Origin of the sequence: Termitidicoccus mucosus (assembly GCF_038725785.1) — a bacterium.
Classification (GTDB): domain Bacteria; phylum Verrucomicrobiota; class Verrucomicrobiia; order Opitutales; family Opitutaceae; genus Termitidicoccus; species Termitidicoccus mucosus.
The window spans coordinates 5,323,800-5,340,649 of the sequence record NZ_CP109796.1 but is presented as its reverse complement, the minus strand read 5'-3'; the positions used below and the strand labels follow the sequence as shown (position 1 = coordinate 5,340,649).

Here is a 16,850-nt window from a genome sequence, read left to right as displayed (position 1 = left end):
CCGGCGGGCAAGGTCCCTTCCCACCATCGATTCTCGTTATAGCTGTAAACACTGTTGTCAAAACTGCCGATTCCCGCACCACCGATCAGTTGTTCTCCAACCGTCGAGCTATTGTTAGTTGCCTCAAGCGCTCCTATATTCGATGCAGAATTTTGAGTTCCCCATATGCTGGAGCCATGTGTGCCATCCCAATACAGGACGGTGCGCGGCGTATAAGGCTCACTGCTGCCATCGGCCCGGCGGTGGCCATCGACCTCGGAATATCGGTTTCCTATGAAACCCAGGCGGGTGTAATCCTCGTTCCCTTCAAAGTATGTATCCGTTGTATTGCCAGAAACAAATTCATCAAGCCCGATGCCTCCCAGCAATTTTTTGTCCTGCGCCGGGGCCGCAGCAGACAGGGCGAATAGAGACGCCGTGGCGACCAAGGCATACCGTTTAATTTTAGACATATTCTGTCTCATCATAATTGAAATTCTTTTTAGGTTATTCGCTATTTGAGGATGTCATCTCGGAACGATGGCTGTCCCAGACGCTTTTTTGACCACGGATTACACGGATGAACACGGATAAATATCAAAAACCGAAGTTTGCATCCGTGCGCATCCGTGTAATCCGTGGTTAAACGTTTTTAATCAGTCATGCAAAAGAGCGAGGAACCTTTTTATATATTAGATAAAAAGTGGAAACAGGACGGGCACCCGGTGCCACGGGCAAGGGGCCGCCCGCCCTGCGTTAATCTTGCGTTACACCAATATCATCCCATCAGGGGACGGTCACGGCATCCGCGGCGGAAGCGGCGGTCCAACCAGTGGTCCAGAGTCCGGCCTTGGTGGTGATACCGGGATCAAAGGCCCCACGGTAGTTGGCGGTTTGGAAGAAGCACTGGCCGGCCGGAATCGAGTAGTTCGACAACCAAGCCAGCGAAGAGCCTCCGGAATTTCCAGGGACCGGATTGAGGTGGGTGAGCTTCTGAAGACCTTCGGTGTCACCCTCAAACTCGCAAACCGCGAAGGAGATGGTGCCGAGGCCGGGATTGGCCGTCGATCCGTTGCTGAACACCGTCGCCGAACTGACGCTGACCGCATTGGCGCTGGGATAGGTGACATGCCGGATCACATTCCAGAAGGTCGAGGTGTCCGTGATGGAGTTCCTCGTGCCCGGAATGTTGGCGATGATCACGTTGTAGAGCTTGCTGGAGGCATTGCTGCGGATGTTGGCCCCCACGCCGGCCGAACTGGAGGGATTCTCCGTCGGGCCGCCGATCAGGGTCACATTGCGAACCTCCCAGTTGCCGCGGGGCTCGAAGTTGGCCTTGGCACCTTTGCCGACGTTGAACTCGTTGGCGTCGTCGCCGTCCCATTCCAGGAGTTTCTCCCCGTAGGAACCGCCGACCGCGAGCACGAACTGGATCTGGCCGGAGTAGCCGTGATCGAGGTCGAGCCCGTCGTCCTTGGTCGAGAAGATCGCCAGGTGCGAGAGGTTGACGGTGCCGCCGAAGATCTCGATGCCGTCGTCCTCGTTGCCCCAGACCTCGATGTGGTCGATCTTGGTGCCGCGGCCCACGCCGCCAAGGGTGAGGCCGTTGATCTCGTTGTCCGCCGCCAGCTGGATGCCGCCGTGGCGGATCGAGATGTAGCGGAGGATGCCCGAGTTGTCATCGACATCGACGTAGTTCAGACCGGTGTAGCCGTTAACGGTCTCGTTGGTGGCCCAATCGGAGCCGTAGGCATAGTCTGGCGAAGTCAATCCCTCGACAATCGGCTTGGTGTAGTAGTAGGGCGTCGGCGGCGGGACAGGATCGGTATCCTGCACCAACTGGAGCGGAGGCGAATTGAGCTCGTCCTCCAGATCCGCGTAGTTGACCGGGGCGCGGCCCAGCACGATGACACCGCCCCACAGACCGGTCATGGTCGGGCACTGCGGGCTGTTTTTCGGATCGGCATCCCAGAAATGCTCACCGTCCGGATCGGCCACCTTATCGTAGCGATCGGCGATGACCCAAGCGTCCGCGCCCGAGCCGGGAGGACCGTTGCGGACAAAGCCGTCGGGCTGGCCGTCGGGAATGCCGTTGGTGGTGCCATAGGTATGGAAATCCACCGCCGCCGTCGTAAAGACGATGGGATCGGAGGAAGTGCCTTGGGCATCAATCCTGCCGCCACGCAGGACGGCCAGCGAGCCGGCGTCGTAGTTGGCGGAAGAGCTCCGCGGCTGGCCGCGGATGATCGTGCCGGGCTCGATGGTCAGGGTGGCACCGGGGAGCACCCGGATGACACCTTGATTGGCAGTGCCACTGAGGACATACTGGCTGGTGCTGCTCCAGACGGTGTCGGTGGAGATGTCGCCGGTGACGACTTCGATGGCCGCCGAGGCGGAGGCCATGAGGGAAAGCAGCAGGGCTGCTCCCGTGATGATATGCTTTGAGTTGACGTGTTTCATAAACGTAACTTTTTATCCAACCTTAACTGACATTTAGTAGCTTGATACTATCTGGCAGACAGGATCGAGAGGGGCGCTCCCGGCCAAGGAGCGTTCCGGGCGTCCTGGAAAGGACGGGCGGCGGCAAGGCCGTCCATCCGAAAGGCCGGCGGAGGAGGAATTTCCTCCGCCGGCAATTCCGGCCGGTGAGCCGGCCGGAAAAGGTTGCGGGGAGTGGCGCGGGCACTCCGCCCATGCTTTGCTTCCCGTGGCGCAGGCATCCTGCCTGCCGTCAAAAATGAAGGCGCGAAGCGCCGCTGCCTTTATCTCTGCAAATGAATGCCGCGCTGCGCGCGATAAAGTTTCGACGGCAGGCAGGATGCCTGCGCTACGGTGGAGCGACGTCCCCGCCGCCGGACGCGCGCGAGCGCGCCCGGCACTTAATTTCGATCCGGCGGGACGGTCGTCCCGTCTGGCGACGGGGACGTCGCCGCTCCTTGCGGGCGGGACACCCGCGCCACTTCCCGGGCCTTCGCATGACTTTTTAAGGACGATCTGAATGGATGGATTCATGGGCAGGCGGGGCGGGCATCAAAACTCGGCGGTGATCTGGGCGGTGTAGGACCGGCCGTCGTGCCAGCGGCGGTCCACGATGATCGCGCCGCCGGTCTGGTCCTTGTCGCGGATGCGGCGTCGCTCCGGGTCGAAGAGGTTCCGGACGGAGAGTTTCAGGGCGAAGCGTTTCCCGAGACGCTGGGTGCAACTCAGGTCGAAGCGCTCATGGGAATCGAGATACTCGTCAAAATCCCGCTCGACGGAGGAGAGCACCCGGTCGGTGGCGAACCAAGCCAGGGTGAAGGAGGAGCCCCAGCGGCGGATTTCCCAGGTGAAGTCGAGATTGGCCAGCCACTCGGGCTGGTCGTAGAGCCGGCGTTCTGGATCGTAGGGATAAGAGTAGTTCTTTTCGGAACGGACCGATCCCATTGTGGTGGTAAACTGCACCGGGGCGACCTGGGCATCGATCCAACTGGCGTTGCCGCCGAGGGAGAGGCCGGAAAGGGCATCGCCGAGAAAGCCGAGGTTTTTGCGGAATTCGAACTCCATGCCATGCAGGCGGGCGGTGTGGTTGTTGTTAAACCAAGTCTCCGCCTTGCCGCCGTTGCTGGTGGGGAAAGGCACTGTGCCCAGCTCGATGGGGCGCTCGATGGTCTTGTAAAACAGGCTGAGGGCCACAAGGTCGCCCTGACCGAAAAAATACTCGGCGCGGAAGTCGAGATTGCGCACGTCGGAGACTTGCAGGAAACCGTTGCCGTGCTGGTAGCGATCGGTGTCGAAATTCCAAGTGTAGTAGTTGCCGATCTCGCGCAGGGAAGGACGGGCAACGGTCTTGCTGGCGGTGAGGCGGAAGGTCAGCGGGTCGATGGGATTCCAAGTGAGGCCGGCCATGGGCAGGAGGTCCACTTGGTCGATATCGGGCGAGGCCAGCTCCTCCTGCTCGGCCTCGGTCAGCCCTCTGAAATCGACATCGCCAAAATATCCCCGGCTTGAGACGGTGCCGTTGGTATAGTGGACGAGGGAAGAGAGCGTCGAACCCGGCACGAGACCGAAGCCGCTGGCGCTGAGCCTGGTCTGCTCGAAGCGGAGGCCGCCGGAGAGGCGGAGGCGGCGGCTGAAGAGAGGCGTCTCGGCCTTGAGAAAAAGAGCGTTGATGGAGCGCTTCTGGTCGACGGTGGAGCTGGCGCGGAGGGTAGTCCTGGCATACTCCCAGATATCGGAGGGATCGTCGAAGGGACGATGACGCGGAGGATCGGTAAGCGGGGCAACGGTGGCGCTGCCGAGCCGTTCGCTATAAGTGCGGTCGGTCCGCGAGACTGTTGCGCCGAAAGTGAAGGAGGCACCCCGCCCAAGCGGCTGCTTCCAGGAAACCTGAAAGGTTTCCTGCTCCTCCTCGGTCTTGCGCCACTGGCGGGTGATGGAGCCGTCCATGTCGGTGCCGGTGCGCAGTTCGTAATAATCCTGTCCGTAAGGCCGGGTGTAGAGGATCTTCCGGCTGTCGGGCTGGTCTTGGGATGCCTCGGCCAGCCCCGCCGACCAAGTCAGCGTGCCGTCGCGGGCGGCGGGAAAAACATGGTCGCCGGCGAGGACGAGAGCGCCGAGGAAACGCTCGCGGTAATCGAGCCGGTCGCGCCACCGGTAGTGGGTCTCCTCCAGCGTGATCCCGCGGGCCGGATCGGCGGCAGCCTCGGGCGTGGGCATGTCGCCGTTGACCTCGACCATGTTGTATTCGTGCCGGGCGGTATCGATGCCGGTCAGGGAAGCAAAACCGGTCAGGCTGATCCGGTTCCACGGGTTCCAGGTGAAGGCGGCGTTGGCGAGGAAACCGAGGGAGACGTCCGCCTCCGATTCGATATAATCGTAGCTGCTGCGAAGCCCGCCGGAGAAATAGGCATACAACTCGCGTTTGCCATCGGCATTGGTGCGAACCTGGGCACTAAAGGTACTCCCTTCATTGGCCGAGCCGGTCTCGGTGCCGTAGGAGGAATCGTAGGAAAAGCCGACGGAGACGCCGAGCCGGGCCTCGGAACCGAGCTTGAAGGTGTCGCCATAAACGAAGCCGAACTTGGGACCGAAGGGCAGGCGCTTGCGCTGGTCGGTGAAAGGGTTGTCCGCGCTGGGGGCAATGCCATCGGAAGGAAGCTTGAAGACATCATCGGTGGAAATGCGGTCGCGGGTGCCGAGGGCCCAGAGGTCATTGTGCCCGCCGGTTTTGTAGGTAAGGAAATCGCCGCCGGAGAAAAAACCCTCGTCGAAGGAGCCGCCGAGGGTGAGGGAGAGGATGCGCTTTGAGGGGAAACTGAGCGGCTTCAGCTCCACGCCGCCGCCGCTGAGGTTGCCGGGCAGCTCGGGCGAGAAGTTTTTATAGACCACGATGCCGTCGAGCAGGCGGGAGGGAAACTGGTCGAGCTCGGTGCTCTGGCGCTCGGGGTCGGAGCTGGGCAGGACGAGGCCGTTGAAGGTGACGGTGTTGTAGCGCTCGGAGAGGCCGCGCACGACCGCGAAGTTGCCCACAACCGAGGTCGAAACACCGGGAATGCGTATCATGAGATCGGATACATCGGAGCCGATGAACCGGGCCATGTCCTCCGCGCTGAGCGTCTCGATGGAAATGGCGGAACCGCGCCGCATCTCGGTGAACAGCTCCCGGGTGTTGGCCCGCAGGACCGAGGAGGTCACCTGGTATTTCTCCATCGCGACGACGCCGTCGGCGGTGGCGGTGTTTTTGGGCGCATCCGCTCCGGACGGAGGCGGAGGAGCCACTTGGTCGTCGTCCCTCCGCAGGCGCAGGCCGATCTGGTTGTTCTGGCGCTTGAAGACCACCGCGGTCTGCGCCGAGGCGGCGGCCAGCACCGAAGAGAGGCGCTGCCCGCCGGCCACGGGAAGGTCCACGCCGGCATCCAGCGGCACCGATGATTTTGCATAGACAAACTTGAAGCGGGTCTGCCGCTCGCAAAGATCGAGCAGGGCGCCAAGCGTGACAGGGGATTCGGTTATATTCACCCGCGCGGCGGCGAGCTCGGGATCCCGGGCATAATCAAATGGCTCCGCCGCGAGAAAGGGTGCGAGCAGGACGGCCAGGAGGAGGGCAAGGCGGTGGCGCGGGTTTCGAAGAGGGCGGGCATGACGGCAATAAAACGATGCGTTCATCTTGGTGCGCCTTTAAGTCGTCGCCGGCCTCCATAATCTACCATTATAAATTGCTACAAAGAGGTGACGACTTTGCGCGGGATTATTACGGGGCTGCGGCGATGCCAGCCGAAATTCAAGGGAGTTTCTAAAAATTAATTTCAACCGCGAAAAGGCGCGAAAATCCGCCAAAAATACTGCTTGTTTGGCGTCATTTCTCGCCTTTCCGCGGTTAATTTTAGAACCTCCCCTAAACCGACGGCGAAGCCGGCTCACGAGGCCGGCAGCCAGTGCATGCCGCGCTCCCTGGCGGCATTCCCGGAATAAGAGGCGATGATCTCGCGCAGCCTCGGCAATTCGGGCGCAAGCTGGCGCACGGCAGACACCATGTGATTTTGCACCGTGCGCTCGGAAATGCCGAGCAACTCCGCGATTTCCCGATAACGCAAGCCATCGAAACGAGCCAGGCGGAATACAAGCTGCCGCTGCTCCGGCATCGCGGCGATCAGGCGTTCCACTTCGCTGTTTATTTCGGCCAGCATGATCCGGCAGGGAGCAGAGTCGTGGTCGACGAGCTGCCCGGAATAGTATTCGGACAGGGGAACCGTTTCCATCCGGGAACCTGCCCGCAGGCGGTCGATCACTTGATTGCGCACCGCCGTATAAAGCCATGCCCTCAAGCCGGTCGTGATATGCAGATCGGTGCGCCGCCGCCAAAGCTCGTCGAATACTTTTGACACCGCCTCCTCGGCCAGATCACGCCGCCCCGACACGGCATAGGCAAAGCCGCAGAGCCGCTCGTAATAGTTATAAAACAAGTCCCTGAAGGCTGCGGCATCCCCACCCCGGATTGAATCGAGCAAGTGCTCATCAGACAAAAAATTCATGGTCATGGGCGGGCTGGAGGCCGGGATTTTCCGCCGCCCGTCCCCATCGCTGTCAATGGCGAAGCCGGCGGAAGGACCGGAATTAACCTGACCGTAACACAAACGACTAGTGAATTTCTTGTCTTCCATTCGACTTAGCTACAACCAGTCATCCTCCTCATGTCCAAACTGACTGACGATTTTATCGCCTTGTGCATCCGCCGGCTTTCAGACGAGTCCTCCGAAGACGAGCGGATTGCGCTGGAGGGATTTTTAAAAGAGAGGGAGTGCAGGGATTATTATGAACGGCTGAAAGCGCGCTGGGACAGCGCAGTCGAAGCCGGCGGACCACGCTTCGACACCGGCCGGGCGTTTGGTGAATTATCGGCCCGGCTGGGCATCCAGGCGCCGCCACTCCCGGCAAAAAATCAAACCGCCGCCACCGTGGTGCCTTTCCCGTATCTGAAGGTCTTTCGCCAACTCGCGGCGGCCGCGGCGCTGGCGGTCGCCGCCGGCGGCATTTGGTGGTTTGCGACGCATAGCGCCGCCACCCGGGACGCGCATGAGACGGCGTGGGTCGAAGTGAGCACCGCGCCGGGAAAGAAACGCGAGATCTCCCTTCCGGATGGAAGCCGCATCACGCTCAACGCCGGCAGCACTCTGTCCTATCCCCAGAGGAAAAGCGAAACCCGCAAAGTCCGGTTGACCGGAGAAGCCTTTTTTGAAGTCGCGCATAATCCCTCCCTCCCGTTCGTCGTGGAGGCGGACGGCATGGGCATCACTGTGCTGGGGACAAAGTTCAATGTCAGCGCGTTTCCCGATGAAACCCGGCGGGCCGTTTCGCTCGTCGAAGGCCGCGTGCGGATCGAGCAAACCGCGACGAGCGAGCGGCAGCGGGGCGCCGCGACCACGCTTGAACCGGGACAGCAGTTCAGCCTCGATGTGTCCACCGGGAAAACCGCCGTCGGCCTGTTTTCGGCCGACGCGATTATCGGGTGGATGCACGATCTGCTCGTCTTCGATGACGAACCGCTCGGCATGGCGGCCAAAAAACTCGAACGTCGCTTCGGCGTGAAAGTCGCATTCTCCGACGACACAACCAAGGCCAGGATGGTGAACGCCCACTTCGAGCAGGAGAGTCTGGCCGAGGTGCTCGGCATGCTGTCGTTTGCGTGCGATCTTCACTATGAAATCACACCCGATGCGGCAGGCACCCCTCATGTGCGGTTCTCACCGGCACAATAATCACTTCGGTTCCTCGCTATTTTGAATGGTTGTTTTTCAGACATCGTTCCGGGCGAAGCGACATCCTCAAACAGCGACGAACGGGTTTTATACTAAGCTTTTTTTGCCGTGGTTTTCCTGGCCACCTTCCTGATTACCTTGAGCGCTTTGCGGGCCTTCTTCGCGCCTGCTTTTGCATTTCGAAGGATCTTGCGGGCCTGCCTTGCCTTTTCCTTGGCCACCTGCACATCGGCGCGGGACAGCTCCACGGCCTGCGTGGCCTCGGCAAGGCGTTTTTCCATGGCGGCAGAGTCGATGCTCTTCTTTTTGGATGCGGTGTTTTTTTTGGTCTTTTTCATGATCTGTTTTTGTTGGTCGGGTAGCCGTCATGCTCACGCATGAAAGGGTATTCCCTGAATTGTCACCATTTCGTAACCCTCCCGCCATAAATGGCAAATTTTGTAATGTTACATTTTAGGCACCGCTAATGCAATTGAGATACATACCTGTGATCCCTGCGAAACTGTGGCTGTGCCGGAGAGAGACGGAATCTCGCAAAGCCATGCCTTGGGTTAGGTTGATGTGTCTTTCCTGAAAAGGTGCGATTACATCGGAGTTACAACTGAATATACGCCTTTAAGTTGCCCGCCAGTCATCCGATTACAGGCGCCGTCTTGGCGGAGCCAATCACGGACCGGCCCGAGACGTATTTAAATCATGAAGACTTATCACCTGATTGTCTGTATCCTTGGAATTTTCCTGGGCACCGGTGGCGCCCAGGCAGCCATCCGCGCGCGCGGCTCCGATTCCACCATGCATGTGATCAAAAGCCTGGCTGCGGCTTTCGAGGCCGAAACGAAAATCCCGGTCACGGTGGAAGGCGGCGGATCTTCCGCCGGTGCCCGGGCCTTGATATCCGGAGAAGTGTCGCTGGCGTTTTTATCCCGCAAGCTCAAGGCATCCGAGCTTGCCGACGGCTTGGTCGGACACATCTACGCCATCGACGGCGTGGCCATCATCGTGCACCCGGACAATCCCATGACCGATGTGGAGCTACCCGCGTTGCGCGATATCCTGACCGGACGCACCGCAACCTGGCCCGACGGACGTCCGGTGGTGTTGTTTAATCGCAACGCCGATTCGGGCACCCGCGAAGTCGTGCAGGAAATTGTTTTGGGCAAAGAAACATTCAGCCCGAACGCGCAAGTGAAGCACGATGGCGTGCTCGTCTCGACGGTCGCCCGCATTCCCACCGCGATGGCTTACACTTCCTTCGGTGAAATAGACAAAAACCAGGTCAAGGTGCTCTCCATCGCAGGAATAGCGCCGTCCGCCGATACGCTCCGCGACGGAAGCTATCAGATTGCCCGGACTCCTTGCCTGGCGACCAAGGGCGAGGCCGCGGGAGAGGAAAAGGCCTTTATTGATTTTGTCCTCAGCCCCAAAGGCCAGGCCATCGTGGTTCGCGAGGGCCTTATTGCCCGATAATCTTGTGGTTTGGGAGTCCGCATCTATCGCCGCAGGGGCGCGTGGGTGCCGCCCTTGCAGCGATGAATATTCATCACAAAATCTGGCTCGGTTTCGGCCTGATCCTGACAGCCGCCGCACTCGGCGGCTTTGCCAATTTGCGCAACACCAGGGAGGCCGAATTAACCAGCAACAGGCTCATCCGTGTCGAGTTTGCCCGGCTGTCGGAAGTGGAACAGGCGGCGACCACGTTCTCATCGGCCCGCCAGTCAGAGCAAAAACTGCTTCTCGACTCGGATGCGATGGCCGCCGCCTCGCTGCCCCAGGCCATCGCCGCGACACGCGCAAGGCTGGCTGCATCGTGCGACGCGGTGGCAAATCCCGGGCAACACCGTCAGGCGCTTCAGGCGCAAACGCTGGCCGCCGCATATGAATCCGAGTTTCTGCGGCTCGATTCCCTGATCGCAAAGCGCGGACACGCCCAGACCGACGGATTGCTGGGCGTGCTCAACGAATGCGCTGCGGATGTGGAATCGCTGGTCAAAAACCAGGGGCTGGCGGAACTCGATGTCATACGTCTTGCCATCCGGCGGGCCGAAAAGGACTACATGCTTGCATCCGATCCGTCGTATCTCGACGAGATTGACGGACACATCCGGCAATTTGCCGGGGTCATGAAACAATTCGCCCTGCCCTTGCAACTCCAAGACAGCATCACGGGAAAATGGACTTTATATAAAAATGCCATGCAGGCGCTGGCTGAAAATGATGCGAGAATCCAAAAACAACGGCGGGCCGTGGAAAGCGCCGGGAAGGAGGCGGACGGGGCCATAACGGCGCTTGCCGCCGCGATCCGGAACGAATTGCAAGTGCTCCAATCGGGCACCGTCGCCAGCCTGGTCAAGGCACGCCAGGTTGCACTTATTGCGGTGATTATAAGCATGGGCGCCGGCGTGGCGATCGTTTGGTGGGTGGCACGCAGCCTCCGCGCGCTGGATAATAGAATCCTGTCTGCGACAAGGAATCTCCATTCCGGCGCCGACACAATCGAATCGGCCAGCCGGGATCTGTCGTCCGCAGCCGGCAGACTCGCGTCCGAGAGTTCCGCCCAGGCATCGACACTCGATGCGTTTTCCCGCTCCGTCACCGCCATTGCCGACGATATTCGCAACAATGCCCATCATGCGTCCGAAGTGAAAAACCTGGCATCCCGCACCCGGACGGCGGCGGAATCCGGCCGGGCCGAGGTCAAGGCCATGCGCCAATCGATGAAGGAGATCGAATCATCATCCGGTGAGATTACCGGGATATTGAAGACGATCGATGAAATCGCATTTCAGACCAATCTCCTCGCACTCAATGCCGCGGTGGAAGCCGCCCGCGCCGGGGCTGCCGGAGCCGGGTTTGCGGTCGTCGCCGAAGAGGTGCGCCACCTCGCGCAACGCAGCACGGAGGCCGCGCGCAAAACCGAGGAGCGGCTGACTGCATCGGTTCAAAAAAGCATGCTGGGAGTGGAAATCACCGGACGGGTCGCGGCGGCGCTGGAAGCGATCACGACCGGCGCCCAAGGGGTCGACACCGCCGTGGGAGAAATTGCCACCGCGACCGATCTCCAGACCCGGCGGGTCGGCGAAATCGAATCCTCCATTTCCTCCATGCAGCGAGCCACGATGCAAATTGCGAGCGCGGCGGAACAATCCGCCGCCACGGCCGGCGAATTGGAATCCCAGGCCGGCATGCAGCGGGAAGCGGCAGCGCAGCTCCAGCATATCGTCAGCACGACAAAACATGCATATGCCCGCTGACCAGGGAGACCAGTTTACAGACCTCGGCGTGGTTCAAGCACACGTCCCTTGGGGCAATGCCATATCCGGCTCTCGCCACAAATTGCAAATCAGGCGGCTTCGCTCACCCCGAGTGGACGCAGCCTGTTACCGCAATAGTCAAATATAATGTTTTCATTTAACATTAGCGCGGGAGCGCCGGCAGGCGAAGCGGCTCCGGCTGAACCGCGGCTCGGCAGGGACGCCTCGCCCTACCATTTGGGCCAATGGTAAGAGAAAATATATATGATAATGGGATTACCCCGGGAGCCCGGCCACCGGCGCACCATCCATACGAGGGTGATCCGTTGGCGCAAAAAACTAGAGGCAGTCGATTGGCAGATCAAGGGGCGGATGGCCTTCCCGCGCGAAGTGAGGAAATATTGCCTTACGGAGTGTCGGCGGGCCGGCGATTTGGCGGAGGGAGGACTTCGCGCAATTCGTTCGGCTGGCCGGCGCCCCGTTTCTTCAGGGCAAAGGCGTCATAGAGATTGCCGGTGGCGGTGCGCGCTTCGTAACGGATCTCGTCGTAATCGACCATGATGATCTGATAAAGCTGCGTGTCCTCCGCCGTCCGCACAAAAATTTCATTGGTGATATTATACATCTTGGGTCCGCTGACCGAGACAACATATACGGTGCCGATGGCCGCATCGTAGGCCTGCATGCCGCTGGGAACGTTGGTGTAGCCGGACCTGGCCGACAGATCGCCACTGCGCGCATAGGTGTGGTCATGGCCCGTAAGCACGAGATCGACCTTGAATTCGTCAAAGACAGGCTTCCAGAGCTGGCGCAACTCCGGGTTGTCGCGACCCCGCGCCGGAGAGAAGACGGGATGGTGGAAGGTGATGATGGTCCAGCGCTGGGGATTCGCCTGCAGGACCTGGCGCAGCCAGGCGACCTGGCCGGCGCGGTCGCGCGAGGAGTCGAGCGAGATGATGCGCGCCCCTTGGTAGTCGATATAGTAGCAGGTTTCCTCCAGTCCGGCGGGCGCGCCTTGCTCGGGGAACGTGAACTGCGGCCGCCAGTGGCGGCTCACAGCGGGCGTGCCGGGATTGTCGATGCGGTCGCGGAGCGGCGACTTGTCGGGTTTCGCGCCGGAGAGATCGGCGAGGGTGTAGCCGGTCAAGGCCGTCATGCCGGCATCGATGCCGGTGATCCGTTCCTTGGCATCCAAGGTGATCGCCGCCGTGTGTCGTCCGTCCTCGGAGCTGGCGTCGATCCGGTACCCGGTGGTTTCACCGGCGGCGTCTCGTTCCCGGATTTCCTCGCGGGTCACGCGGATGATCTCGTTGTTTTTCGTGGTCCAGCGGCGTTCGTTTTTGGATCCGGAATTCTCGTTATAATACTCATGGTTGCCCGGCGTGGCGATGACCGGGATGGTCGCGTTGACCCAAGCGGGCGCGCCATGCCATTCACCCCATTCTGCGTCGCTTGCATCCTCGTTGATCAGGTCGCCGGCGTGCAGCGTGAAAGCAGCGCGCGGAGCGTCGCGGAAGGCTTCGCGGAACACGCGGGACCAGTGGGTCTTGATGTCGTTCTGGGCATCGCCGAAATAGATGAATGTAAAGGGCCGCCGCTCCCGGCTGGCGGTGCGGAAATGAAACCACTCGCTCCAGTTCGCGCCGTCGCCGACGCGATAGGCGTAGAGCGTCGCGGGCTCCAGGCCGGTGAATTGGACGCTGTGGTAATGGGCCTCGTTGAGGTCGCTGGTGAATGCCGTCGTGACCGCATCCACGCGGGCGGGCTGGAGGGCGCGGCCGTTGTTGTTGGCGAGGGCGATCTCCGCGAGGCCGCGCCTCACGCTGGTATTGGTGCGCCACGTGACGGCCTGGGTGGTGGCGGTGTCGCCGGCCCAGGTGAGGATGATGCGGTCGGGCAAGGGCGTGGGTGCGTGCGCCTCGGCGTCGGAGTAGCGCACGGGATTCCAGTCATCGTGGTCGTGGTTTTCGTGCGCGGCGAGAGGGGCGGCGAGGAGAAGGACCAGCGAGAACAGGCGGATGAATTTTTGCATAAAGGCGAGAAGAGGTGGAGCGGCAAGGTGAAGGGCGGTTCAGAAACTGTATTCCAAGCCGAGCGTGAATTTCCGGCCGTGGTAGCTGGTGTCCTCCACGAAGAATCCATATCCTTGATAGGAAACCTGCGGACGATTGGTAAGGTTGCTCGCGTTGGCGAAGAGCAGGAGGTTTTTCATCAACCGGTAGCTCACCTCGGCGTCCACCCGCTCCTCGGCCGCGTAGAATTCGTCGCTTTCGATGGTGTCGCCCAGTCCCTCGACATACTCGCTGCGATAACGGTAGCTGATCTGGCTGCGGAATCTCTTCCACACCCACTCCAGCCGGCCCGTGAAAACATAGTCCGAGAATCCCGGCAGCGGGAGGTCGTCCCGGTCTTGGCGATTGGGATATTTGGCTTCGGTGTCGATGAACGACGCGCTGAGGGCGAGGCTCAAGCCTCTCAAGGGTCCCGGCAGGAAGTAGAGTTGCTGGCGGGCGATGAGTTCGAGGCCGAGGTTCTTGGCGCTGGAGCCGTTGACCGGCCTTTCGTATTCCAGATCGCCGTCCTCGTCGCGGATGGGGATGCCGTTTGCGTCGAGATCGTTGAAATCATAAACCTCCGTGTAGGTGAAGTTTTTGATGTCTTTATAGAAGACGCCGACCGAGTAGAGGCCGCCATGCTTGGTGTAATATTCGAGCTGCACGTCAAAGTTGTTCGACGTGGCCGGCTTGAGGTCCGGATTGCCGTCCTCTATATTTCCGTCCTCGTCCACGAAGCGTCCCATGGTGAGTTCGGAGAGCCTGGGCCGTCCGTAGCTGCGGTTGTAGCTTTCGCGGAGGATGAGGTTGTTCGTGAGCGCATGGCGGAAGTGGAGGCCGGGCAGCCAGAAGGAGTAGGAATTGCCCTGGCGGACTTTGTTCAGCGTCTGGACTTCGTCCTGATAGCTGGCATATGTGTTCACATTGCGCCACTTGACCTTTTCCCAACGCACGCCGCCGAGGATGGTATGGCGTCCGATTTGATACGTGCCCATGAGGTAGGCGGCCGCGGTTTCCTCCTTGGCATCGTAGTCTTCGAGGTTGCTGTCGGCGAGCGAGTCTTCCTCGTTGAGTTCGAACAGACCGGGGTTGCTGCGCAGGAGTTCCAGGCCCCGCCGTGGATACACATCCCAGTATTTCTGTTTGGCGAAAAGCACCTTGTCGGTGGGCTCCAGCACTTCGCGGTAGGGGAAATCCTCGTCCATCTCATACACCCGGGCCGTTTGGTCGAGCTTGGGTTTGACGACATTGTATTTCGCCCCGGTCTTCAAGGCGAGGACGCCTTGATCGTAAGCGAATTTCTTTTCCCAGTCGATTTTCGCGCTGTAGATTTCCTCGGTGCTTTCGCTCGTCTGGTCGATGAGCTCGCCTTCCGTCATCTGGCTCAGATCCCGGGGATCGTGTCCGCTGAGGATGTTGATTTTGGCCTCGCCGGTCCAGGGCTCGGTCAGCTCGTATTCGAAAACCATCCAAGAATCGTCGGGCTCCATCAGCATGTTGAGTTCGAGGTCGCTGGAGATGACCCGCTTGGTGTAGGCATAATAGAGATCATAGGTCAGCAGGCTCGACGCCCGTTCGTGCCGGCCGCCAAACGCCACCGAATACAAGTTGTTTTTCCGCTCGTCGTCCGTTCCGATCCAACCCATCGAGCCCCGGCTGCCGGAGCTGCCAGGGGTGCCCCGGCCGGAGGTGGGCGTCAGCTCGGCATAGGTCTTGCGACCGTCCGCCTCGTCCTGGAAGCGGGTGTCGATGTCGATGTCGGTTTCGAAGGTTATCCCGTTGCGAGTATAATAACTGTAGAGAGGCCGGATGTAGAAGGAGTTTTGCTTGTCCATCCGGAAGTCGATGGAACCGTTGATGCCATAGTTTTTCGTGACCCGCGTGTTGTATTCCCAATGGGTCGCTTCCATGAACCAGATCGGCCGGCCGATGTCGCCGAATTGTCCCAGGTTCAACTGGGGGTTCGTCGCGGGCGTGACCTGGACCCAATCCAAGTCTGCATTGATGGAGTAGCGGTCCGATTTGTACTGGCTGACGGTAAAGCTGATGCCGAGGTTTTTCTCCCCGCCGCCCACGCTGAACAGATCGGAGTAGGAAAAGCTGGCGTTGTGGCCCCACTTGTCCGGCAGGTCATTCAGGACGCCGCTGGCCTTGAGTTTCATGGACCGGCCGTCACGCTGAAAGGCGGTGCGGCTGACCACGTTGACGATACCGCCGATGGCGTCGCCGTCGCGGTCGGGTGTCGGAGCCTTGACCACCTCGATGTTGGTAATGCCGTCGCCGACCAGATTGCGGGTGTCGAAGCTGCGGCCGCCCGAACTGGCGGCCCGGTTGCCGTCGATCTGGAAGGAGTTGTATTCGCCCTCGATGCCGCGGATGTTGATGCCACCGATCGAGCCGTCCTGGTCCTCGTTCACGGTGAGGCCGGGCAAAAACTGGAGCGCCTGTCCCACATTGCCGTCCAGCATCTGGCCAAAGGTTTCCTCGGACACGATGTTGACGATGCCGCTGGCGGTCCGCTGCTGGTTGATGGCTCGGGCCTGGCCGCGGGCGGCTTCGCGCACTTCGAACGACTCCATCTCCACGACTTCGCTTTTGAGCGGAGCATTGAGGATGGCCGTCACTCCGGGAGAGATGGTCACCGTCTGGCGAAAAATATCCAGACCGACATATTCGACCTCGATGTTATGCGTGCCGGCCGGCAAACCGGACAGGCTGTAGCGGCCGTCGGGATCGGTGTAGTCACGGAACGGTGTGTTGAGCACCTGGACGATGGCGCCATGCAGAGAGCGGCCGGTGGCTGCATCCGAGACGCGGCCGGCGAGTGTGCCGGTCTGGGCGTGCAGCCCTGCTGAAGCGAGGAATATGAGGAGGAAGGCCAGTCCGGCGAAAACAGGAAGACGGGCCGGCAACAGGGGAAGGGTTGTCAATTTCATGGATGTGGTCAGGTCGTGGATGATGAAGTGCCCGCATCGGCCGCATGGACGGTGAATCACGGGAACACGAATCCTACGGGGTCTTTGTGACGATCAGCCGACGTCGCTGTAGAGATCGCGCAAAGCCTCGCCAAAACATGAACACTTCCGGCAAGGAGCGGCCCCGGCGGAACCCCGGCGCGCATGAAAAACCATGTTCACCCCGGAACGATTTCCCATTTTGGGAACATCAGTATAAATCCAAAAAAATCTCGGTTTTAGACAGTCCCGGCGTGCAATTCAAAGTAGTGTCAGAGCATGATGCGAGAAGGAGGGCGACACCGCGGCAACGAGCGTAGCGCAGGCATCCTGCCTGCCGTCGTTAATTTATCGCGCGAAGCGCGGCATTTTTCAGAA

9 protein-coding genes are annotated in these 16,850 nt (G+C 60.4%); 3 read left to right on the top strand and 6 right to left on the bottom strand.

Annotation, left to right across the window (positions count from 1 at the left end):
* Window positions 1-765: 765 nt before the first annotated feature.
* The 3 genes from OH491_RS18585 to OH491_RS18575 form a co-directional block, all read right to left on the bottom strand.
* Window positions 766-2,439 (bottom strand): hypothetical protein, encoded by a 1,674-nt coding sequence (locus tag OH491_RS18585; RefSeq protein WP_068770129.1) that lies wholly within the window; start codon window positions 2,437-2,439, stop codon window positions 766-768.
* 570 nt (window positions 2,440-3,009) lie between these two features.
* A complete protein-coding gene (locus OH491_RS18580) occupies window positions 3,010-6,123 on the bottom strand; it encodes a TonB-dependent receptor domain-containing protein (protein WP_068770130.1) in 3,114 nt (1,037 codons plus the stop codon).
* Window positions 6,124-6,374: 251 nt separating this feature from the next.
* The gene (locus tag OH491_RS18575; protein WP_084442140.1) at window positions 6,375-7,118 is read right to left on the bottom strand and encodes an RNA polymerase sigma-70 factor; all 744 of its coding nucleotides are present in this window, start codon (window positions 7,116-7,118) and stop codon (window positions 6,375-6,377) included.
* Window positions 7,119-7,148: 30 nt separating this feature from the next.
* Between OH491_RS18575 and OH491_RS18570 the strand changes: the two genes are divergently transcribed.
* The gene (locus OH491_RS18570; RefSeq protein ID WP_068770131.1) at window positions 7,149-8,213 is read left to right on the top strand and encodes a FecR family protein; all 1,065 of its coding nucleotides are present in this window, start codon (window positions 7,149-7,151) and stop codon (window positions 8,211-8,213) included.
* A gap of 92 nt (window positions 8,214-8,305) precedes the next feature.
* Here OH491_RS18570 and OH491_RS18565 read toward each other — a convergent pair whose 3' ends face one another.
* Complete coding sequence (locus OH491_RS18565; protein WP_068770132.1) at window positions 8,306-8,551, bottom strand: hypothetical protein; 246 nt, start codon at window positions 8,549-8,551, stop codon at window positions 8,306-8,308.
* A gap of 358 nt (window positions 8,552-8,909) precedes the next feature.
* Here OH491_RS18565 and OH491_RS18560 point away from each other — a divergent pair, with 358 nt between their 5' ends.
* A complete protein-coding gene (locus OH491_RS18560; protein ID WP_068770133.1) occupies window positions 8,910-9,680 on the top strand; it encodes a phosphate ABC transporter substrate-binding protein in 771 nt (256 codons plus the stop codon).
* Between the two features lie 62 nt (window positions 9,681-9,742).
* The gene (locus tag OH491_RS18555) at window positions 9,743-11,464 is read left to right on the top strand and encodes a methyl-accepting chemotaxis protein (RefSeq protein WP_068770134.1); all 1,722 of its coding nucleotides are present in this window, start codon (window positions 9,743-9,745) and stop codon (window positions 11,462-11,464) included.
* 406 nt (window positions 11,465-11,870) lie between these two features.
* Here OH491_RS18555 and OH491_RS18550 read toward each other — a convergent pair whose 3' ends face one another.
* Both OH491_RS18550 and OH491_RS18545 read right to left on the bottom strand, forming a co-directional pair.
* Complete coding sequence (locus OH491_RS18550) at window positions 11,871-13,496, bottom strand: purple acid phosphatase family protein (protein ID WP_068770135.1); 1,626 nt, start codon at window positions 13,494-13,496, stop codon at window positions 11,871-11,873.
* A 39-nt stretch (window positions 13,497-13,535) separates the two neighbouring features.
* Window positions 13,536-16,454 (bottom strand): TonB-dependent receptor, encoded by a 2,919-nt coding sequence (locus OH491_RS18545; protein ID WP_068770136.1) that lies wholly within the window; start codon window positions 16,452-16,454, stop codon window positions 13,536-13,538.
* Window positions 16,455-16,850: the final 396 nt, after the last annotated feature.

What these genes read in the sequence shown, in the direction of transcription:
- OH491_RS18585 (WP_068770129.1), bottom strand. Translation starts at nt 2,439, where the DNA reads ATGAAACACGTCAACTCAAAGCATATCATCACGGGAGCAGCCCTGCTG.
- OH491_RS18580 (WP_068770130.1), bottom strand. Translation starts at nt 6,123, where the DNA reads ATGAACGCATCGTTTTATTGCCGTCATGCCCGCCCTCTTCGAAACCCG.
- OH491_RS18575 (WP_084442140.1), bottom strand. Translation starts at nt 7,118, where the DNA reads ATGGAAGACAAGAAATTCACTAGTCGTTTGTGTTACGGTCAGGTTAAT.
- OH491_RS18570 (WP_068770131.1), top strand. Translation starts at nt 7,149, where the DNA reads ATGTCCAAACTGACTGACGATTTTATCGCCTTGTGCATCCGCCGGCTT.
- OH491_RS18565 (WP_068770132.1), bottom strand. Translation starts at nt 8,551, where the DNA reads ATGAAAAAGACCAAAAAAAACACCGCATCCAAAAAGAAGAGCATCGAC.
- OH491_RS18560 (WP_068770133.1), top strand. Translation starts at nt 8,910, where the DNA reads ATGAAGACTTATCACCTGATTGTCTGTATCCTTGGAATTTTCCTGGGC.
- OH491_RS18555 (WP_068770134.1), top strand. Translation starts at nt 9,743, where the DNA reads ATGAATATTCATCACAAAATCTGGCTCGGTTTCGGCCTGATCCTGACA.
- OH491_RS18550 (WP_068770135.1), bottom strand. Translation starts at nt 13,496, where the DNA reads ATGCAAAAATTCATCCGCCTGTTCTCGCTGGTCCTTCTCCTCGCCGCC.
- OH491_RS18545 (WP_068770136.1), bottom strand. Translation starts at nt 16,454, where the DNA reads ATGAAATTGACAACCCTTCCCCTGTTGCCGGCCCGTCTTCCTGTTTTC.